Below are 20,519 nucleotides of genomic sequence, written 5' to 3' on the forward strand. Positions count from 1 at the left end.
GCAGGATCGGGCCAGAAACTTTGATATGGGCGACATGCTGCATACGCCATCCTCACCTGCCGATCGTGCGGAAACGGGAGGCACTCCCGCCGCGTCGGCCCGTACCTCGCCGCTACGCATCGGCTTCGTGCTGCTCGACCAGTTCACTCTCGCGGCCTTCGGCGGGCTCATCGACGCCCTGCGCCTCGCGGCGGACCATGGCGGACGGAGCCGGCAGATTCATGCGTCATGGGTGGTGATGAGCCTGGATGGCACGCCCCGCCGCGCGAGCTGCGGTGTGGTCATTTCCGACAGCTCCCCGCTGCTCGACCCGGCGCAGTTTGACTACATCGCCGTGTGCGGCGGGAACGACTATCTCAACGAACATCACCCCCCGGCCCTGCTGGACTATCTTCGCCGGGCGGCCGAGGGGCGTGTGCGGCTTATCGGCGTGTGCACCGGCACCTTCGCCATCGCGCAGGCGGGGCTCGGGGAAAGTCGGACCGTCTGCATCCACTGGAACGTGCTGGAAGCGTTCCAGTCGCAGTTCCCGACACTGAAGGCGGTAACCGACAAGCTGTTCGTGGATGAGGGCGACCTGCTCTCCTGCGCGGGTTCCACCGCCGCCATCGACCTCGGCCTCTATCTGGTCACCCGTCATTGCGGAGCAGCCAAGGCGAACCAGGCCGTGCGTCACATGATGTTGCAGGGCATGCGTCCGTCTTCGCTGCCGCAGCCGCACTTCTTCGCCGATCTCGCAAAGGTCGCCGATGCGCGCGTGCATCAGGCGGTTCATTTCATGGAGCAGCGGCTGGACGATCCGCCCTCGATAGACGCCATCGCCCGCTATGTCGGCTGTTCGAGCCGCCAGCTGGAGCGGGCCTTCAGTTCGGCGCTCGGCATCGCGCCCGCCGCCTTCCAGCGACAGCTGCGCAAGGATTACGCCTGCTGGATGCTGGAAAACAGCCCGCGCTCGATCACCGAGATCGCCTTTGACTGCGGTTTCTCGGACGCGGCCCATTTCTCGCGCGAGTTCCGCAATGCCTACGGTGTCTCGCCCCGGCAGTATCGTGCGGATCGCCTCACATCGCGCAAAGCCACGGCAGTCGTGTCAGGCAGTGCGTAGCGCGCCGGGTGGCGAAGCCGGCTCCGACAACAAGGGGGCGGCACCGTTGCCGTGCAGGACACCGGTGGATCACTTCCGGCCGGATCCTTTCGGGCGCTTCCTGCCGGCCATACGATCCGCTCGAATGGCGGCCTGCTCGGCGTCGAAAGCCCGACCCTAGACGCGCGCACTTTGGAACTGGAATGGCGGCCACGCCTGACCAAGATGAGCACCGTGTCGACGCTGTCGCCCTCTAGCGCCGCCGACGGCGGATGGACAAATTGGGCGAGACGGATAAACATATTCCTGCTGGAAATTATTTCGGACCGTCCAAATTGGATCCTCTGAGCGATATTATAGCCCTGCTGCGGCCGAACACCGCCATCTCCAAGCCCATCACCGGGCGGGGCGAATGGGGTGTTCGCTACGCGCCCCACGATGCCCCCGGCTTCACGATCATTCTGAGGGGTTCGTGCTGGATCGCGTTTGAAGGAGAGGAACCCTGGAAGTTGGAAAAGGGTAGCTTTCTTCTCCTTCCATCCACGCCGTCCTTCACCTTGAGCAGTCATCCGGGCATCGCCTGCGAGCAGCGCGATCCGATGGATGTGCCGGTCCGCCATGGTGAACAGCATGGCGCGCCCGAGTTCGAGGCGCTCGGCGGGACATTCCGCATTGAGGCGATCAATGCCCCGCTCGTGCTCGCGCTGCTGCCGCGTATGATCCACATCCCGCACTCGGCCGGGCGATCGGTGCGGCTTGGCCGGGTGATCGACCTCATCATGGAGGAATGCAGCGGCGATGAGCCGGGCAAGGATATGATCCTCCAGCGCATGCTCGAGGTGCTGCTCGTCGAAGCGCTACGCTGGCCGGGTGTCACGCCCGATGACGCGCGCGTCGGCCTTCTCACCGGTCTGCGCGATCCAGCCCTGGCGCGTGTCCTGCGTGCCATTCACGCCGACGTGCGCGCTGATTGGACGGTCGCAGGCCTCGCTCAAATCGCCGCGCAGTCTCGCTCGACCTTCGCCGCGCGCTTTGGCGCCGTCCTTGGTTGCGGGCCGATCGAATATCTCACCCGGTGGCGGATGGCGCTGGCGAAAGACGCCTTGCTGCGCGGCGCAAAGACGCTCGACCGGATTGCCGAGGACATCGGCTATGAATCCGCGAGCGCCTTCAGCACGGCGTTTCGCAAGCGGCTGGGTTGTCCGCCGGGACGGTTCGCCCGAACCAGCGGGCTCGAGGATACCGCATAGGGTCGATCAGACGGAATTGCGTCGGCATCCACCGCCAGCCTCGATCTGGACGACAGCGAACAATAACTGGATTATAAATTATATATCGTCTTGCCATGTGAGCCTATCAGGGGGCCATTCGAAAGCGAATGGAGAGGCCCATGCAGACGATCATGATCACCGGCACATCCTCGGGCTACGGCCTGGAGATGGCGCGTCATTTCCTCGACAAGGGCTGGAATGTCGTCGCGACCATGCGCCGCCCCGACGACACGATTCTACCGGCATCGCGCGACCTGCGTATCCTGCCGCTGGACGTGACGAAGGAGGACAGTATCGCCGCAGCCGTCGCGGCTGCGGGACCGATTGACGTGCTTGTCAACAATGCCGGCATTGGCGTGGTCGGAGCGTTTGAAGCGACGCCGATGGCACAGATCCGCAGAGTGTTCGACACCAACACTTTCGGAGTCATGGCAATGTGCCAAGCCGTCATTCCGCAGATGCGCGAACGCCGCTCCGGCATCATCGTCAATGTAACATCGAGCGTCACGCTCGCCGCCATGCCGCTTGCGGCGGCATATACCGCCAGCAAGCAGGCTATTGAGGGCTTCACCGGCTCGCTCGACCACGAACTCGCCCATTTCGATGTCCGCGCCAGGCTGGTGGAGCCGGGATACGCCCCAACGACGCGCTTCGCGCAAAACGCGGATTTGAACGTCGAAGATCTTATCCCTCCGGCCTATGCCGGTTTCGCGGCACCGATTTTCGAAGGCTTTGCAAAGCCGGCGCTGACGACGAAGGAGACGGATGTCGCAGAGGCGGTCTGGGCCGCCGTTCACGACACGTCCGGCCGGCTGCAATTTCCGGCTGGGGCCGATGCTGTGTCTCTCTTTGCAGCACGCCGTTGCTGAGATCGGATCAGGTTCGATTTCACAGTTTGGAATGAACAACCGGCGGCGCCTCGTCCAGTCAGCGTCGCCGGAAACCCATATGTCCGAGAGGAAAAACGGCAGCATTTTGTAGGAAAATGTTCGCCAAGTGCTTCATCTGAGGGAGTTGCCGGGCCGCGAGCGACCAAGATGAGAACTGCGTCTACGCTATAGCGCTATGATGCTTGCTGGTACGGGTCATCTCTTGGGATAGCCGAGAACTTTTTGAAAGCTTGCGGTCAGGGCAACTGTCCCAGCTTCGGCAACTTCTCCTAGTGCCTCTGGAGCAGCGACCCAAAGCTCCTTCGCGTCCAGCGGTCGAGATCGTCCATGACGGTAAAGACCGCAGGAACATAGATGAGGCTCAGTGCGGTCGAGCTAAGCAGTCCACCGATGACGGAGATTGCCATCGACGACCGGAACTCGGCGTCGGCGCCGATGCCGAGAGCGAGGGGCAGCATGCCTGCCCCCATTGCGACCGTGGTCATGACGATGGGCCGAGCACGCTTGCGTGCTGCGTCGACGAGCGCCGCATGTCGGTCGAGCCTGTGCTCGGACCGTGCGGCGATGGCGTATTCGACGAGCAGGATCGAGTTCTTGGCGGCGATGCCCATCAGCATAAGAATGCCGATGAGGGCCGGCATGGAGAGGGAGGTGCCCGTTACGGCCATCAGCCCGAAGGCACCGCCGAGCGAGAGCGGAAGCGCGGTCAGGATCGTCACCGGCTGCAGGAAATTGTTGAACAGAAGAGCGATGACGAACAGCAGCAGCACGATCCCCGAGCCTATGGCGAGCACGAAGCCGCTGAACAACTGCTCCATGTGCTCCCCATCGCCCGCGGCCTCGCGAGTGACTCCAGCGGCGAGATGCCGGATCGACGGCAGATCGGCGACGAGCGCCTCGGCCTGGCCCGTGGTCACACCCACGAGCTCGGCCTCGATGGTCGCGCTGCGGCTGCGGTTGAGGCGGTCGATCTGGTTGGGGCCGGCGCCGAGCGCGATGTCGGCGACCGAGGACAGTGGGACGGTCCCGGTCAGCGTGGGCACCCGCAAGCTGAGGATCCGCGAGAGGTCGGCCCTCGCATCCTCGTCGAGCATGACGCGGATCGGTATCTGGCGGTCCTCAAGGTTGAATTTCGGCAGGTTCTGATCGGCCTCGCCGACGGTCGCGATGTTGACCGTTCGAGCGATCGTCTCGGTTGAGACGCCAAGCGTCGCCGCCTTGTCGGGGTGAGGTATGAGCTGCAATTCGGGACGCGCCAGGCTGGCCGTCGAGCCGGCGTTCTGGAACCCCGGCGTCGCCTGCATCTCGCGTGTAACCGAGGCCACCGTGCGCGACAGCATATCGGCATCGTCGCTTCTGAGCGTGACCTGAACCTTGGCGCCCGACTCGCCATCGGCACCGAAGCGCACCCGCGCGCCCGGCAACTCGGCAAGCCGGGGGGCTACCGATGCTTCAAACTGCTGTTGCGTGAGCGCCCGGTCGCCGCGCGGCTGGAGATTCACGGTCAGGATTGCCTTGCGCACTTCGCCCGAGGAACTCTCGCCGTCGAAAGTTCCCGCCGAGGTTTGCGTTCCCAAGGCCGCGTAGACGGACAGGACCTCCGACCGCTCCGTCAGGATATCGATGGCCCTCCTCACAGCGGCATCGGTGTCCGCAAGACTGGCACCGGGCGCAAGCTCGATAGCGAGAGACGAGCGTCCCCGGTCGGAAGCGGGAATGAAATCAGTCGGCAGCTGCTGGGCCAGGGTCATGGATCCGGCGAAGAAGACGATGCCGGCAAAGACGGTGAGCCACCGCCATCGCAGCGTCCAGCCGAGAAAGCGAAGATAGGCCGGAATCCAGAACGCTTCGTCTTCCTGCGCGTCGTGCGGCTTCATCAGATAAGCGCACATCAGCGGCGTCAGCATGCGCGCGACGACGAGCGAGAAGAAGACGGACGTGCAGACGGCGATGGCGAATGCCTTGAAGATCTCGCCCGCCATGCCCGGCATGAAGCCGACCGGCATGAACACGGCGATGATCGAAAATGTCGTGGCCACCACGGCAAGTCCGATCTCGTCCGCGGCCTCAAGCGCCGCCTCATAGGCATTCTTGCCCGATTGGCGCATGTGGCGGACGATGTTCTCGATCTCGACGATGGCATCGTCGACCAGAATGCCGACCACGAGCGCGATGCCGAGCAGGGTGATGTTGTTGAGCGACTGGTTCAGCAGGTACATCACGCCAAAGGTGGGCAGTAGCGAAAGCGGCAGGGCGACGCTGCTGATCAGGGTGGCCCGTATGTCGCGCAGGAAGAACCAGACCACGATGACGGCGAGGGCCGCGCCGATGGCGAGAGCCTCGATGGCGGCGGCATATCCTTCCAGGACGTCATCAGTCGAGGAGGTCACCTCGCGGGTCGTCACTTCCGGGTGCTCGGCGGCAAACGCCGCCACTTTCTCTCTCACCGCCCTGGCCACGCCGACCTCGCCGGTGCCTAGCGAGCGATAGACGCTGAAGCCGATCACCTCCCGGTCGTCAAGGCGGGCACGTTGGCGGGGCTCCGCCCACGATCTCTCGATCGCGCCCAACTCCGACAGCAGCGCCGTGCGTCCGCCTCTCAGGATCAGGCGCCGTTGCGCGAGCGTCTCGAGGTCCACAGCACTGCCCAGCGTCCGGATCGTCTGCTCGCCGTCGCCGAGCGTCATGCGTCCGGCGGGCTGGTTGACGTTCTGCGTCTTCAATTGTTCGGAGACTTCGGAGGCCGTGATGCCGAGGGCCATCAGCCGATCCGGATCGAGCCGCACGCGGATTTCCTGATCGACGCCGCCGGCCCGCTCGATCCTGGAGACACTCCCGGCTGACAGAATGGCCTTGGCCACATCGTTGTCGACGAACCAGCTCAACTCATCGGGCGTCATCTGCGGCGCGTCGACGACGAACGTCAGAATGGGCTGGCCGGTATCTTCGATCCGCTGCACCGTGGGCTCCAGAATGTCCGCAGGCAGGTTCGGGCGGATGGAGGCCACGGCATTGCGAACGTCGTCGGTCGCGCGGTCGACATCAGTCCCGAGGGCAAATTCGATCGTGGTCGCGGAAAGGCTTTCGTTAATCGTGGAGCGAATGTGCTCCACGTTGCCGAGGCCGGCGACGCTGTCCTCGACAAGGCGCGTGACCTGCGTCTCCAGTTCGGTGGGCGCGGCGCCGCTCCGGCTGACACTGACGGTGATGGTCGGAATATCGATGTCGGGCATGTCGTTGATGCGCAGCTTCGAAAAGCCAACGAAGCCCGAGAGCGAGAGGATCAGAAACAGAACGATGGTGGGCACCGGATGGCGGATGGCCCAGGCGGAGATCTGGTTCACGGCATCCTCACGAGCGGCCGGACGGACGCGACCTCGGCGCGGACCCTCTCGCCATCGTTCAGGAGCCCCGCGCCCTCCACCACGATGCGCTCGCCCGTCTCCAGGCCTTGCACGACCTCGACGGAGGAACCGGTCTGGCGACCGGCCGTGACAGCCTTGAGGACCGCGGTTCCCTCGTCGCTCACCGTGAACACTGCGGCTCGTCCCTCGCGCCAGACGAGGGCCCTTAGCGGGATCGTCAGCGCCGGCGCGCTGCCGGCGTCGATCTCGACGCGGACGAACATGCCGGGCTTCAATTGCGTCTTCGCCGGCAGCGCCACGCGCACCGTGCCGAGGCGGGTCTGCTCATCGACCACGGGCGCCACGAGCCGCACGGCGGCGTGCGTGACGTGGCCCGTCGGATCGATGATGCGGGCGGACTGCTGCGGGAGAACTTTGAACACGTCTGCTTCGGCTACCAGCGCATTCACCTCGATGCGCTCGTCCTGGATCAGGCGGAACAGCTCGGTTCCCATCTGCACCACCTGCCCAAGGACGGCACTGCGGCTCGCCACGATGGCGTTTTCGGGTGCCACGATTTCCGTCTGGGCCAATCTGGCCTTCGTCTCCTCCAGTATCGCCCGCGCGGAGGCAAGCTTCGCCGTGCTCGTCTTGACCAGCGTGTCACGAAGCTCGATCGTTTGCTGGCTTATGACGCCGCTGGTAACGGCGTGAGCGCGCTGCTGGTCGGACAGCGCATTGGCAAGCTGCGCCTCGGCCTCGGTGACGGCCGCCCTGTTCTGGTCGAGCTGCGCGGCGAGCAGACTCTGATTGAGGCGCGCAAGGATCTGGCCCTTCCTGACCCTGTCTCCCTCGTCGGCGCGGATCTCGACGATCGCGAGACCGTTGGCTTCGGAGCTGATCGGCATTTCGCGCCATGCGGCGACCGTGCCCATGCCGACAACCGTGCTGGCGATCCGAGTCTCTCGCACGGTGTCGACGGTAACGGTGAATAGAAGCCGGTGCCCAACGCCGCCATCCGCCGGGAAGGCGGTGGGGGACCAGACCATGATCAGCGGGAGGGAGCACGACAGAAATGTCGCGACGCGTGCAAGTGCCAGCATGGCGAAGCACTCAATCCTGCGTCGGAATTGCAAGGTGAGACAGATCTGACCGCATGTTTAGGTTCTCCTGAATGTGGAGACCTCAACCTGCGGGTCGATCTTCACGCTTTTGCGTTCAACTGTGTCCGAATATGACTAGCCGACAGGATTTCATGTTGAATTATTGCCTTGATCGGCGGCGTCGCCATTGCCTGTTCATCGGTCAGTGTATGCCGGTGCCGGGAGCGACGGCGGGTAGCTCGACGACCTGAACCAGGCCGCCGCCCGGCCGGTTGGCTATCGCGATCTCTCCGTCGGCCTTGCGGATGATTTCGCGGGAGATCGTCAGGCCCAACCCGGCACCGGGGATTTTCTGGCTGCGCGCCCTGTCGGCACGGAAGAACGGCTCGAACACCTGATCCAGTATATCCGCCGCGATGCCCGGCCCCTGATCGGAAATCGTGACCTGCGCCATCGCACCACCCGTTACAGTTACGGTGCCACGCACGCCGTGAGTTGCCGCGTTTATGAAGAGATTGCGCAGTGCGCGGCTCAAGGTCAGGCGACTGGCCTTGACATGGACCTCGCAGCTGCTGGCCACCTCGATCTCGAAATCCTGTTCCTGCAACTCCGCAGCGACGCTCCTGACCAGTTCATCCAGCTGAATGATCTCGGGCGGCGTCTTCGTGGTTTCTTCGTGGACAAGCTGGATGGCGCTGTGGGCAATCCGCTGCAGCTCATCGATATCCTTGAGCCATAGCGCCCGCTCCTCGTCATCGGAGACGAACTCGGCACGCAGCCTCATGCGGGTCAGGGGAGTGCGCAGGTCATGACCGGCTGCCGCGACAAGCCGCATCCGGCTTTCGATGGCATGCTTCAAGCGAGCGGAAAGAGAATTGATGGCGGCCGCGGTCGCGCGCACCTCAGCCGGCCCTCGTTCGGCAAGCGCCGGGAGAATCCCGTCCGGGCTGACCTGCTCCACCGCGCTTTCAAGCAGCGCCAGTGGCTTGCTCATGCGATTGGCCGCAAACACCGCGATCGACCCAACGCCGAGCGTGATAAGTGCCAACCATACCCACAATTCGGGGTCCGAAGGTGGATCGATATCCACCAGAATCCAGCTGCTGGGCCCGACGCGCAGCGAGACAGTGCGGAAACGGTCATCGTCCGTCTTATGTGTCACGGTCAGGTCGAGGGGAACCCCAAGCGCCTCGGTTGCGGCGCGCATCAGTTCCGTCTGTTCTGCGTCAGGTGCGCCTTCAGCAGGCTGTCGCGACAGAACTTCTGTCTCGGGGTTTTGCTTCGCGAGCCGCTCCATCGTTATAAACTGCCTGGCGAGCAGATAGACTTCGGTATCCTTAGGCGTCGCAAAGACATACATCACCGCGAGCGTGATCAACGCGACCACGGCGACGATCGAGGCCACGAGCAGCAAGGCGAATTTGGCGCGAAGCGTTTGCATTTCTACTTGTCCAAGGCGCTGACCCTGGCGGCGAGTTGGTACCCGCCGTTGCGAATCGCCTTAAAGATCTGGGCAGCACCATCAGGCGACAACTTGCGCCGCAAACGGCTGACCAGAACGTCAATCGACCGGTCCAGCACACCGCCATCTCCTCGACGCGTGAGATCGAGGAGTTGCTCGCGCGAGAGCACGCGGCCCGGCCGGTCCAGAAATATGATCAGGAGGTCGAATTCGGCGCCGGTAAGCGGAACGATTCCACCATTGGCGTCCGTCACCGTACGGACGGACGGATCGACGACAAAGCCTTCGAACCGGTAGCCTCCCGTTCCGTCGGGTTCAGGGCGTGAATTCACCCCCCGACGGAGGACGGCGCGAATTCGCGCCGCAAGCTCGCGCGGATTGAAGGGCTTGCCGAGATAGTCGTCGGCCCCGATTTCAAGGCCGATGATCCGATCGACATCCTCCTGCAGCGCGGTGAGCAGTATGATCGGGATGTTCGATCGCGCCGCTCGCAGATCGCGGCAAAGGTCGAGCCCCGACCCGTCGGGCAGCATTACGTCAAGAACGATGAGATCGACCTGATGGGTCGCGATCCTCTCGCCGACTTCTGCGCAGCTTGACGCGAGCAGGACCTGGAAACCCTGCTCCCGCATGTAGCGGGCGAGGAGTTTTCGGATTTCGCCGTCGTCATCGGCAACGAGAATCTGGTGCGCTTGCGTGCTCATGATCAGCCGTGAACGACGTGTGTTTCCCAAGGCTAGGTGAAGCGCCGCCGTAGCGGGCGGTGGCAGCTTTTGTGTGTCGAACGTTGTCCGGAACGCTGCGAGACATCTTTCGACATCAAAATAAGTCGGGCAGACGCATTCAGACATTTAAGGCCAGATTTTACTCCACAACGCTCTCTACTGGTATCGAAGTGCAATACAAATCCGCACGGGTCAATACCGGGAGGCGCCGGATGAGCGTTGTTTCTAATTCAAATTCTGCCAATTCGCGTCCTGGGAGACGAGTTAACTGGCTGGATGCTCATTCGAACTACGTTTCGATGAGAGTTATTTCTATCCATGCAAGCCTCTCGTCATGGTGGTGGAAATATTCGGGCGATGGGACCGGCTTCATTGCTGCCGCGGCGGTCCTGACGTCAACCGCCGCTTGTGGCGTCGCCGGATTACTTTTGAAGAGCGACGCGCACTCATATGCGCCGCTCTGTCGGAGGTCCCGGCGGGCGGTCAACCGGGCCGGCTCAAGCGTGCAAGGGGCGTCCGATGCGACCGCTTCGTAGCGCCGGATACGCTGGCCTGCTGGCCATGGCCGGCTCCATGTGCGGCTGCGCGCCGGCGCCGCTGGTGCAGGGCGTCGGACTTTCGTCCTACGACGCAATGGTGCCCTCCAACGGCGTTCTCACAAAATCGCGCATCAACGTGAACAAGGAGCATGTTCTAGCCGCCAGGACGGTCAAGATCTTTCCGACCACCTTCCCCTCCAATATCGCGCCGAAGCTGACCAACCCGCAGAGGGAGCTTGTCGCGAACAGCGTCGATCGCGGGCTGTGCGTCAGCCTCAGCGATCGCTTCAAGGTGGTGGCGCCTGACGAGCCCGCGGACCTGATCGTGCGGGCATCCGTCACCCAGGCGACGGAAACCGACGAACTCGCGGCAGGCATTTCGGCGGCAACGTCGATCGGCATGAACTTCGTGGACATGGCCATCCCGGTTCCGACCCCGCGCATTCCGATCGGGATGGGCAATCTCTCCATGGAGGCCGAGGCCGTCGACCCCATGGGTCAGCAGCAGGCGTCGATGCTCTGGGCCAGGGGCGCGAACGCGTTCTTCAGCTCGCCGAGAGTATCGAAGGCGAGCGACGCCTATGAGCTCGCGGATGCCTTCGGCGAGGATTTCGGCTATCTGCTGGTCAAGGGCGAGAGCCCCTTCAGTAGTTCGGGTATCGACCTCCCGTCCGCGCAGAAGATCAATTCGGCGATGGGCCTCTCTCCCAAATACGCGACGTGCGAACGCTACGGCCGCTATCCGGGCCTTGCCGGCGTGGTCGGGAGCCAGCTTGGATTGCCGCCCGAATGGACCGATAGCGGCGCCAAGCAGGCGGCACGGTAGAGCCGGCACATATCCTTCGGCAGCTCTGCGCTGCGTGGTGGTCGCGCAATCTTCATGGGCGCCTGCGCCTCCCCATCAAACGAGAATCCAACTTCACGAACTGCGTGGTCCGCATGCGGACACGCGGTGAGTCGGCCGGCCTGCAACCGCCCCCCGCAGGTCGGCCGACTTTCATGAACGCGATATCAAACTGCCCCACTCCCGGTGTGAAGCGAGCCTGACCATGATCCAAGCGCCTGAACCGAGTGGAATAGCCTTGGCCGAGCTGGCGAAAGAGGTGGGATCGTCGCTTCCGGCATCCGCCGATCCCAGCGCCCGCCTGCGTGGTGGAGCAAGCCTGGAGACGGCCGAGCCCTGGCACCTAGCTTACATGGATCATGCGCGCTACGCGGAATCCTTGCGCGCCACGCTGGCCGGCGCCTGCATCGTCACTGAGCGCTTCGCCCACATGGTCCCGTCCGGCACGGTCGCCATCGTTGTCAGGAATCCTCACTTGGCTTACGCAAAGCTGCTCACCCGGCTGCACCCCGAGGCACTGCGGCCCGAGCCTGTCCTGGGCCAGGCCGGCAGCACTTCCGGATGTTTCGTGCATCCCACAGCTCAGATCGGCGCCGGCGTCGTGCTCGACCCCGGCGTCGTCATCGGAGAGCGGGTCCTCATCGGAGCCGGCACGACGCTCGGTGCCTATGTGGTGCTGGGCTCGGACGTTGTGATCGGCCGGAATTGCTCGATCGGCGCCAGCGTCACCATCATGCAATGCAACATGGGCGATCGGACGATCGTCCATCCGGGGGTTCGCATCGGCCAGGATGGCTTCGGGTTCGCGATGAGCGCATCAGGCCATGTGAAGGTGCCACAGCTTGGCCGTGTCGTGATCGGAAACGATGTGGAGATCGGCGCGAACACCACGGTCGATCGCGGCAGCGGGCGCGATACCGTCATCGGAGACGGGACGAAGGTCGATAACCTCGTTCAGGTTGCCCACAATGTGCGGATTGGACGCCATTGCGTGATCACCGCCCAGGTCGGGATTGCAGGTTCGACAGTCCTGGAGGATGGCGTGGCGGTGGGAGGCCAGAGCGCCATTGCGGGGCATCTGCGCATCGGCCGGGGTGCTCAGCTTGCCGCAGCCTCCCGGCTCATGAGGGACGTTCCGGCAGGCGAACGCTGGGGTGGAATGCCGGCTAAGCCGCTACGCGAGTGGTTCCGCGAACAGACGACCCTCAAGAAATTGGCGAAGCACCGTACCGACGCTTGAGCTGCGTTGGCACAGCGGCAACCCTGATGAGGAGAACTCCACTTTCCGACATCGCGCGAATTAAAGCCCGGACGAACGGCGACGAATGCTTGCCGCCTTCGCGCAAACTGGTCGGCGGCCGTTTCATGGACACCGAGATAAGGTGCGACGGGACTGGAAAGCGGAAATACAACGACGGAAATAAACCCTGTAGGTACTTTGCCGTACTCGGTAACGAATAGCACCCTGCCTCGCAGAATATCGGGAAATCGGTGGGTTTGGCGGGCCGCGAGCGACCAAGAAGAGAACTATGTGTTCGCTATAGCCCTATGACGTGTGTTGACCACAGCGACCACTTCACGCCGCCAAGTCGGTCTTATGCGCCTGGGTCGGTAATCCCGAAAACCGCCATTCACTCATCCTGCTTGGCGAGTTCCACGAATTTCCTTCAGGCGGCCTCGAAGCTGTTGCTTTTATTCTATTTCATCGCGGCACCCGTCCATGCGGCAAGACGCTCGTACGCTAGACTGGGAATTTCAGGATGACGTTATCGACGAGGTCCTCGATAAAATCGATCACCTTCGACTTGTTGACGGTAACACCGGAAGGGTGCGCGCACGAGTTCCGCGTGCCCAGTTTCTGATCGAGAATCTTTCGCACGTCATTTGAGACGATGCCCGCCGCTCGGCACAGCTCGATGAACTTGGTTTCCTTGATTTCGGTGAAATCGTCGCGCTGCGACACCGATGTGATCTTTACGCCCTTGTCTTTGGATAAGGCTGCGTTGAAGTCCGTTAGCTTGTGTACGAGGATGTAGGCGAACAGGTGGTCCATCGCCAGTATCCAGGTCATGATGATCGCTGCGCGATTTGCACCGATCTCGAAGCAGTCGATTGCCTCCTTCAAGAATTCTTTGTCAGCGCCGGCTGGCAGCTTGTGTTCGAGACCCCGAAGCGTGGCACTGGTCTGAGCCGTCACGGTCTCGGCACCGAGCTTCTTCGACAATGCTTCTCGCATATGGCGTTGGAGCTTATATGCGCCCTTGGTCTTGATGTACTTGGGTGGTTTAATTTTGAGCCCCTCGGCTAGCCGTGCACTGACGTTCGCGGGCACCGCCAGGTCACACGCCTCAAAGCAGCCGGTGATTTGCTTGGGCGTGGCAGCTTCCTGCCCTAGCTCCACCGTCAAGAAATAGACGAAAAGCTCGACCAAGCCGCTCTGGCTCTGGCCGGCCGCACCTTCGATGGAATTGTAGAAGCGATTGACTGCGTCGTTCACTCAGCAGCTTTCCGCTTCATGGTGTGGTTAAAGTGATTGTCACCCGCGATGGTGATTGGGAGGTCGGTGGACGACCTAAAATCGATGTACCCGAGTTTGCTGCTGGTATCGTAGAACGCCTGTGCGAACGCCTTCGGTATCTTGTCGCCGGTGGCCTTGAAGCAGGTATAGACCTGATCCGTATTTGGGCTTTCGATATGCAGCGACTCGGTCATAAACTTTAGGAAGATAAGAATCTTCTCGGCGTTATTCTTCGGCGCGAACCTCCCATAGAAGGTGCCGAGGCCAGACGTGTTCAAATTCTTGTCGAGCTTGGGTGAGTCTGCGACCACACCGCTGCTGCTCTCGTCGCCGTTGGTCTTCTTCTTCGCAGCGAGACGACGCTTCGCTTTCGACTTAGGTGCGGGCGGGGTCTGTTCGTCGGTGTCAGCCCCGACAGCCGCGACCGGCGGGGCAGGAGGCGCGGGCTGAGCGAGCCTCACTCCTGACAAGAGGTGGGTCTTGAAGTCGGCATATATTTCGCGGACCAGTTCGGCGTCGCCCTCAATGTCGATAAGACCTTGGGAAACGTCGATGCGCAACTTCGTGGTCGTCATAGGTTCTTCCCCCGCTGGACGATCGTGCCGCTTGCCCCGGTCAGCGCCTCTTCAAGCCAAGATATCAACCCAAGCGGGATCTTCAAGGAAAGCGCCCAAAAATGGTTACGATGGGCCATATAGAATTCGCTACATGACCCCCGGTGCTATCGTGCTTCCCGAGCCTTAAATCATATGATGTTGAAACACCATTTCGTGTCGCCGGTTTCGACGGTTTCACGGTAACGGAATGGGGCGATTGACCTTGTCGGACGTGCCGGCATGGCCTTCCGGCTCCGACGGAAATCTAAGGTGCATAAAAGTGCTTAACCTCCGAATGTGTCTGCAGATTTGAGGGGCGATACGGCTTCACCTCTCCCATTTGGGGCACGTGGTCAGCCGCACACCTCGTGATCACAGACCGATGCAGCTGTGCGTCATCTGGAATGTCGCGAACCTTGTGCGTCCAGGTCAGTTTGCTGCCAGTCAGGCGGCGCAACCACGCAGGCTGACCGTTCAAAGCCTCCTCGCACTCGTCATGTTGAAGGCCGAGGGGATCTGGGGAGGTAATGATAACATCCTGCCTAATCCGAACTTCTGGAACAGCCTGCTGGAACTCAGTTAACATCCAATCCAGGGCAATATCCGAAAGGCGAGATTCTTCTTCAGCGTAGCTGCCGCCGATATCGGAATGGTTCCCGGCAAACCAGATCTGCCGAAGCCAATCGGGATTGCCACGTTCGTTGTTCCACTTAACGTCGATTGCTCTTCCCCAAAGTACGCGCGGGAATTTAGCGCGCGCCTCATCAATCGCGAGCGCGTGGCGCAGATATGGAACTTCGCGGTCGATATAACGGTCGTAGTGCTTGCCCGACCACCAAGCGATATGGCCATGACGTACGAGCGCAAACCAATCCAACGGGTTCCAGAAGCGAATCTTTCGGTCGGGGTCTTTGAGAAAGTACTTTACTTGCCCCGAGATGATATCGACCATCCAGTACGCCGCCGCCGCCGGTAGGGCTGCAATAAGGGTGGTGAGCCACCAAGGTGCATAGGCCGCAATCCAGCAGGTCGCCGCCACCAATGCCGCAAATCCGCCAACGGCAAGGAGCGTGGCCTGACGACTGCCCAATGCCGCAACTGTATCGAACACCCCGACAAAGGTCGGTTGAATATTACCCTGCCCCTCGCTGTCGGCGCCGACTCCTTCGGAACCATATTTTACGCGAAAACGGCTGGCTTTCGCCTCCCGTTCATCCTCATAACGGTCGCGCTGTGATCCCGCCCCGTGATTGTAGACGTATCTGACGGCGTCAGTCGCAATCGCACGCAGTTTTGGACCATAACGTGGCACCGGACCACCGTCCGCTGCCTTCGTCGGTACGCCGCAGAGATTAAGCACATTGGCCAGAGAGCGGACTGTGTAGGCTCCTCGACTAAAGCCAAACAGACAGATCCGATCACCAGGCTGCCAGTTGGCAATTATCGCCGAATAACAGTCGATAACATTCTCATCGATGCCGGTGCCAACAGCCGCCGAAAGGATATTTCGGAGCCGGCGGAACGTGAAACCGCCGGTCTCGCCAGCGCCCAGACCCGCATCGTAGAACGCCACCTGATCCTGTGGTCGGATCGGCGAATCCGGGCCGGGCCGCATCGCGCGATACATCTTGTAGACGTTTGAGAGTCTCTGATCCGGCCTTATTCCGCCAACCTGGCCGGTGCCATCCGAGAAAATCAGAATGAGCTTAGCCAAATTTCTCTCCACGTAGGCAAGGGCGAATCGTTTCTGCCGGCGCGAGGCTGAAGGGATTACCTTACGGTATATTCGCAAGTGAGGCGTCATGATTCTGAGTTTCGGCCGGAACAGATGGGAGCGGATGGTGACCATAATCAGATTGGCTTATTCGAGGGCCAGGCCGATCCGCTGTGCTTAGGCTATAGCTTTTCCGACGTGAGCGGACGCGTCGTCCGCCCGTAACGGGCGCTCGAGTGTCCGCATCCGCACTTCCTGCGCTGGCATCGCAAGCACTGCTTCAAATAGTGAGGCCGAAAGCATCGTGACGCTGCAACTGAACCAAGCGCGCGACGTCCCTGCGGATGCGCCGCAGCTCAGGCCACGGGAAATGCCGCCCCTCGGCGCCATCGGCTCCGATAGCAATCAGCACGTCGAGCTTCGCGGAGAGGCCACGCAGAGACGTGGTGTCGGCCGCAAAGAGCCTCGCAATCAGTCGCTCTTCATAGGCGGATGCCGCCGCCTCTTCCTGCCGGGTGACGGAGTAGCCGATAGCGCAATCCGCGTCGTCCCAGCGCTGCTGATGAGCGCGCAACGCTGCAGTGACCTCGTCACGGCGGGTGAAAAGCGAGGGCACATCCGCCGCAAGCTCATCGAACTCTCGCAGTGAGCTGATCCGCCTCGCAGACTGCAGCTCGGCTGCAACAAGGACTGCCTGTGGAAATCCGATCGTCCGCGCGAGTTCGGCTTCCAGACGCTGCTGCTTCCGACACAGGGCGAGCGTGCGCCGATGAGCGGCGCGCCACGCTTTCCATGCAAGGAAAGCAGCGTCCGCTGCGCCATGATCCTGCGATTCGGCCGCAGCCGAACTGAAGGAAGTGCCGCCGATCGTCATCAGGGCGGCGGAGAGAACGTCCCTCCGGGATGGCCGGGACAGACTCGTGGTAATCTCAGAATCAGCCATGATCCGAGCTCCAAGCAGCTAGGGTTGTGGTCAGGCTGGGTGAGTGTGACAGCACTCGCTCAGCCGCTTCTCATTATGGGCATATCTGCGCATTTTGCGCAAACGAGACATATCAACTGATGAAGGTTACGCCAGCTCAAATCCGTGCCGCGCGTGCATTGCTTGATATTTCGCAGCAGGAGTTGGCTGACTTATCGAAGGTCGGATTGCGCACGATTGTGCAGTTTGAGCGCGGCTCAACATCGATATCTGCATCGATCATCCAGGCGCTCGTACTGTCGCTCGAAGCCACTGGAATCGAGTTCATTCCCGAGAACGGAGGCGGTGCTGGGCTGCGCTTCCGCAAGCCCGCAGCATCCGATTAAGGCCGCGATGGTTGCAGACGACTCGCCAACGAATTTTGAGCTCGGTGCAACTCGACGGCAGTTTCGTTGCAAGGTTTCTGCGCGAGAGCGGACACCCATTCGCATCCTAAATGTAAGTTCGAAGGCAGCCCGGCTGCGGCCCAAGCGGCTTTTGACCGCGAACCCGCGACATAGACGATTGCAGCTCTCCAGCCGGCTGTAGCGGATGCGGCGGCTATAGCGCGTTGTCGGCTGCCCTAGGTAGCAGGTGACATTGTTTAATTGCTGCTGCGTAGTATATTCGGCATCTCTGATCAGCTTAAGTGCTTCGGTGGAGAAGAAGTAGAAATTGATGGCAGGATAAAAGCGCGCACATTGCGCGGCGGTCGGGTCGTTGATTTCGTAGAATATTTTCTAGATCTCGGCACATTTCGCCGCTCGACAGCAATGTGCGGGCTTCACGAGAATCTTGTTGTTCAAACGCTTAGCCGCACGTTGTTGCCGTCTGATGCCAGCCTGAGGGCCATCACCCCTCGGTTTTGGATCGCGCGGCCTACCACTTCTGGATCGTGGCCGAGAGGAGGGCTTCTCGGCAGAAACGCCGCCCCTGATCGAGGCGAGTCGCCTCTCCATAACGTGCCTGCACTGACCGCCGATGCCCCGTACGAGCTTCGCGCGCATGTTGGTGAAGTTCTGCCAGCAGCGTGCACCGACCGTCCTGTTGCCCCGCGACGCCGACCTGTTCCAGAACTGGCTGCTCGATCTCCTCGCCGCGCGCGTGCCACCGCCCCTGACGGAGCGCGATTATGACTGGCACGCGATTGCTCACGCCTGTGATGTGGATCACGCCGATCTGACACGTGCCGGCCCCGTTCTTGCGCCCGGCCTTGATGCACTGCGCCGTGAACTGGCGCGCCGCGGCCACGTCACGGTGAAGCGTGCCGCGGCGCGCCGGGCACCGCCGAGCTCGGAGCGGGGCACACCCCATCGTGGCGCTGACCAGCCGGAAGCTATACCGCGCCGACGCGGTCCACGGGCGAAGCCCATTATCGAGTTCCCCGAGAGCGACGGCCGGCCTTGGACCGACCCGCCATCATTCGCCGATGCGCTCGATCTTCACATGCGCCGGCATGGCGACACCGCGAAGCATCTCGCCCGTGTCCTTGAGGCGAGCGCGACCCAGGTCGATGCTACGGCACTCAACCTGTGGCGCCGCGGCGTGAAGGTGCCGCGCGCCTCCCGAAGTCTCGCGGCGCTGGAGCTCATCGAGCGGCGCTACCGCCTGCCGCCGGGCTACTTCCGCTCGAAGCTGCCGAACGGAGACCGCTGCACATCAGCGGGGACCATTGCCGGCATCAGCCGTGCGGAGAGACGACGCCTCGCCTGGCACCTGCCGCATGATTTTGATCGGCGCCCGTTGAGGGAGAGGGAGGAGATCCTTGAGTGGGTAAAGCGCGTGGTGATCACGGGGACGACCGACTATCGGCGCTTCCAGGCTGCCGCCATGAAGCAGCGCTACTCGATCCGCTTTCCCGGCCTGCTCGACCAGTCCTCCCAGCCGCGCGGGCTTTACAGGTTTTGCCGGGAAGAGGATGGATCGCTGCCGGATCCGGACCTCGCGAGCGCGGCGCTCGATGCGCCGCCCCAGCTGGCCGAGGAGATGGCCGATCTCGTCCAGTTCAAGACGGCGACGCTGACGGCCTTCGGTTATCAGCGCAGCGGCGTCTGGGGCGAGGAGACGGCATCCCAGAAGGTCGAGCATCTCGGTCTGATGTTCGGTGCGCTGGCAGCGTCACCCAGTGGCGCGGTCCACGGCTTCGGCGTGCCGCTGGAGAATCTGAGCTTCGGCCTTCTGGTCTTCCCGATCGTGTGGGACTGGTACATTCAATGGCGGGAGCGTCGGCGCGGCTTCTACACCGCGTGGGAAGTCGACATGCTGCGGATCGCTGCCGCGCTCACCCGTGCCGAGACAGGCTGGCTGCGGCAGAACCCGCAACTGGCGGAACGCATCCGCCCCATTCCCAATCTGATCACCGAGCGCGACGTTGCCGCTGCCCGCGCTGACTGGGACGCGGCCTGCGAGCAGATGCATCGCCATGGCCTCGCCCGCGCGCGGGAGGTCCAGCGCGTGGCCCGTATCCATCGTGATCCCTTCGAGCCGATCATGGTGGTGCTGGAGGCGGACAGCCCGGTCGCCGAGTATCGCAAGATCACCGAGGAGATCCTCCGGCTGATGCCGGACGAAAAGCGCTACCCGCGTGCGGCGGCTGAGGCAGTGCGGGCCTTCCTGATGCTACGGCTCGGCCTGCATCTCGGCGTTCGGCAGAAGAACCTGCGTCAGCTCCTCGTCTGTCCGCGTGGCCGGCTGCCGACCTCGGAGCGCCGCCTCGCGGAGATGAAGCGCGGCGAGTTGCGCTGGAGCGAGCGCGATCAGGGATGGGAGGTGCTCATCCCCTCTGTCGCCTTCAAGAACGCGAACTCGTCCTTCTTTGGCAGCAAGCCGTTCCGGCTGATCCTGCCGGACCTCGGCGGCCTCTATCACTATCTCGAGGCCTATATCGACCGGCACCGCCGGGTGCTGCTCAAACATGCCGCCGATCCGGGCACGCTGTTCGTGAAGACGGTGAAGCTCACCAGCAAGGATTCCGCGTACTGCCAGAACACCTTCTACGAGGCCTGGCGTCTGGCGATCCAGCGCTATGGCATCCACAATCCCTACACTGGCCGCGGCGCCATCAAGGGCCTGCTGCCTCACGGGCCGCACAATGTCCGCGACGTGCTCGCGACCCACATCCTGAAGAAGACTGGCTCCTATGAGCAGGCGAGCTACGCCATCCAGGACACCCCCGAGATGGTCGCCAAGCACTATGGGCGCTTCCTGCCCCAGGACAAAGCCGCCCTTGCGGCGCAGATTCTCAACAAGGTGTGGGAAGCGGCGTGAAGGTAGAACGCCTGATGCGGAATCCCCCACCGCCACCGCTAGGCGATGGCGTGTTCCCAAGTTGGCAATCCGCTTCAGCGGCAGGGCTGGGCCCGCCGTAGGGCCAGATTGACGAACCGTTCACCCAGCAGAGGAACAGGGCCGGTAGCGGACTGGCCGCTATTGGAGACTTCGAGCGAACAGCGGACATGTCGCCGATGA

The 20,519-nt window shown here is 62.3% G+C and carries 15 protein-coding genes; 7 read left to right on the forward strand and 8 right to left on the reverse strand.

Annotated elements, in window-relative coordinates:
• The first annotated feature begins 25 nt into the window (after window positions 1-25).
• The 3 genes from G3A50_RS20220 (at window position 26) to G3A50_RS20230 (ending at window position 3,224) form a co-directional block, all read left to right on the forward strand.
• A complete protein-coding gene (locus G3A50_RS20220) occupies window positions 26-1,105 on the forward strand; it encodes a GlxA family transcriptional regulator (protein ID WP_163076914.1) in 1,080 nt (359 codons plus the stop codon).
• Window positions 1,106-1,365: 260 nt separating this feature from the next.
• Window positions 1,366-2,334, forward strand: coding sequence for an AraC family transcriptional regulator (locus tag G3A50_RS20225; protein ID WP_246251928.1), 969 nt, complete (start codon window positions 1,366-1,368; stop codon window positions 2,332-2,334).
• A 140-nt stretch (window positions 2,335-2,474) separates the two neighbouring features.
• A complete protein-coding gene (locus G3A50_RS20230; RefSeq protein WP_163076915.1) occupies window positions 2,475-3,224 on the forward strand; it encodes an SDR family oxidoreductase in 750 nt (249 codons plus the stop codon).
• Between the two features lie 290 nt (window positions 3,225-3,514).
• On the opposite strand, the gene G3A50_RS20235 is transcribed toward G3A50_RS20230, so the two are convergent.
• The 4 genes from G3A50_RS20235 to G3A50_RS20250 form a co-directional block, all read right to left on the reverse strand.
• Entirely contained in the window at window positions 3,515-6,589 is a 3,075-nt protein-coding gene (locus G3A50_RS20235; protein WP_163076916.1) for an efflux RND transporter permease subunit, read from the reverse strand.
• Complete coding sequence (locus G3A50_RS20240) at window positions 6,586-7,692, reverse strand: efflux RND transporter periplasmic adaptor subunit (protein ID WP_163076917.1); 1,107 nt, start codon at window positions 7,690-7,692, stop codon at window positions 6,586-6,588. Before G3A50_RS20240 ends, G3A50_RS20235 begins: the two co-directional genes overlap by 4 nt.
• Before the next feature lie 202 nt (window positions 7,693-7,894).
• Window positions 7,895-9,133: an ATP-binding protein gene (locus G3A50_RS20245; RefSeq protein ID WP_163076918.1), complete on the reverse strand. Its 1,239-nt coding sequence runs from the start codon at window positions 9,131-9,133 to the stop codon at window positions 7,895-7,897.
• 2 nt (window positions 9,134-9,135) lie between these two features.
• Window positions 9,136-9,858 carry a response regulator gene (locus G3A50_RS20250; RefSeq protein ID WP_163076919.1) on the reverse strand — a complete coding sequence of 241 codons (723 nt, stop codon included), beginning with the start codon at window positions 9,856-9,858 and terminating at the stop codon, window positions 9,136-9,138.
• Between the two features lie 540 nt (window positions 9,859-10,398).
• On the opposite strand from G3A50_RS20250, the gene G3A50_RS20255 reads away from it, so the two are divergent.
• The gene (locus G3A50_RS20255) at window positions 10,399-11,244 is read left to right on the forward strand and encodes a DUF3313 domain-containing protein (protein WP_163076920.1); all 846 of its coding nucleotides are present in this window, start codon (window positions 10,399-10,401) and stop codon (window positions 11,242-11,244) included.
• Window positions 11,245-11,467: 223 nt separating this feature from the next.
• Window positions 11,468-12,502 (forward strand): UDP-3-O-(3-hydroxymyristoyl)glucosamine N-acyltransferase, encoded by a 1,035-nt coding sequence (lpxD, locus tag G3A50_RS20260; RefSeq protein ID WP_163076921.1) that lies wholly within the window; start codon window positions 11,468-11,470, stop codon window positions 12,500-12,502.
• Window positions 12,503-13,003: 501 nt separating this feature from the next.
• On the opposite strand, the gene G3A50_RS22465 is transcribed toward lpxD, so the two are convergent.
• The 4 genes from G3A50_RS22465 to G3A50_RS20280 form a co-directional block, all read right to left on the reverse strand.
• Window positions 13,004-13,759, reverse strand: a complete 756-nt coding sequence (locus G3A50_RS22465; RefSeq protein WP_210255181.1) for a hypothetical protein — start codon at window positions 13,757-13,759, stop codon at window positions 13,004-13,006.
• Window positions 13,756-14,355: a hypothetical protein gene (locus G3A50_RS20270; RefSeq protein WP_163076922.1), complete on the reverse strand. Its 600-nt coding sequence runs from the start codon at window positions 14,353-14,355 to the stop codon at window positions 13,756-13,758. Before G3A50_RS20270 ends, G3A50_RS22465 begins: the two co-directional genes overlap by 4 nt.
• A gap of 286 nt (window positions 14,356-14,641) precedes the next feature.
• A complete protein-coding gene (locus tag G3A50_RS20275; protein WP_163076923.1) occupies window positions 14,642-16,090 on the reverse strand; it encodes a phospholipase effector Tle1 domain-containing protein in 1,449 nt (482 codons plus the stop codon).
• A 280-nt stretch (window positions 16,091-16,370) separates the two neighbouring features.
• Window positions 16,371-17,033: a hypothetical protein gene (locus G3A50_RS20280; protein ID WP_163076924.1), complete on the reverse strand. Its 663-nt coding sequence runs from the start codon at window positions 17,031-17,033 to the stop codon at window positions 16,371-16,373.
• A 119-nt stretch (window positions 17,034-17,152) separates the two neighbouring features.
• Here G3A50_RS20280 and G3A50_RS20285 point away from each other — a divergent pair, with 119 nt between their 5' ends.
• Together G3A50_RS20285 and G3A50_RS20290 are read left to right on the forward strand one after the other, a co-directional pair.
• Window positions 17,153-17,398 carry a helix-turn-helix transcriptional regulator gene (locus tag G3A50_RS20285; RefSeq protein ID WP_163076925.1) on the forward strand — a complete coding sequence of 82 codons (246 nt, stop codon included), beginning with the start codon at window positions 17,153-17,155 and terminating at the stop codon, window positions 17,396-17,398.
• A 634-nt stretch (window positions 17,399-18,032) separates the two neighbouring features.
• A complete protein-coding gene (locus G3A50_RS20290) occupies window positions 18,033-20,318 on the forward strand; it encodes a hypothetical protein (protein WP_246251931.1) in 2,286 nt (761 codons plus the stop codon).
• The last annotated feature ends 201 nt before the right edge of the window (window positions 20,319-20,519 follow it).

Source organism: Ancylobacter pratisalsi (assembly GCF_010669125.1).
GTDB classification, from domain to species: Bacteria; Pseudomonadota; Alphaproteobacteria; order Rhizobiales; family Xanthobacteraceae; genus Ancylobacter; species Ancylobacter pratisalsi.

Excerpts from the sequence above, each read along its gene's own strand:
- G3A50_RS20220 (WP_163076914.1), top strand. The coding sequence starts at position 26 with ATGGGCGACATGCTGCATACGCCATCCTCACCTGCCGATCGTGCGGAA.
- G3A50_RS20230 (WP_163076915.1), top strand. The coding sequence starts at position 2,475 with ATGCAGACGATCATGATCACCGGCACATCCTCGGGCTACGGCCTGGAG.
- G3A50_RS20240 (WP_163076917.1), bottom strand. The coding sequence starts at position 7,692 with ATGCTGGCACTTGCACGCGTCGCGACATTTCTGTCGTGCTCCCTCCCG.
- G3A50_RS20245 (WP_163076918.1), bottom strand. The coding sequence starts at position 9,133 with ATGCAAACGCTTCGCGCCAAATTCGCCTTGCTGCTCGTGGCCTCGATC.
- G3A50_RS20250 (WP_163076919.1), bottom strand. The coding sequence starts at position 9,858 with ATGAGCACGCAAGCGCACCAGATTCTCGTTGCCGATGACGACGGCGAA.
- G3A50_RS20255 (WP_163076920.1), top strand. The coding sequence starts at position 10,399 with ATGCGACCGCTTCGTAGCGCCGGATACGCTGGCCTGCTGGCCATGGCC.
- lpxD (WP_163076921.1), top strand. The coding sequence starts at position 11,468 with ATGATCCAAGCGCCTGAACCGAGTGGAATAGCCTTGGCCGAGCTGGCG.
- G3A50_RS20270 (WP_163076922.1), bottom strand. The coding sequence starts at position 14,355 with ATGACGACCACGAAGTTGCGCATCGACGTTTCCCAAGGTCTTATCGAC.
- G3A50_RS20280 (WP_163076924.1), bottom strand. The coding sequence starts at position 17,033 with ATGGCTGATTCTGAGATTACCACGAGTCTGTCCCGGCCATCCCGGAGG.
- G3A50_RS20285 (WP_163076925.1), top strand. The coding sequence starts at position 17,153 with ATGAAGGTTACGCCAGCTCAAATCCGTGCCGCGCGTGCATTGCTTGAT.
- G3A50_RS20290 (WP_246251931.1), top strand. The coding sequence starts at position 18,033 with ATGCCCCGTACGAGCTTCGCGCGCATGTTGGTGAAGTTCTGCCAGCAG.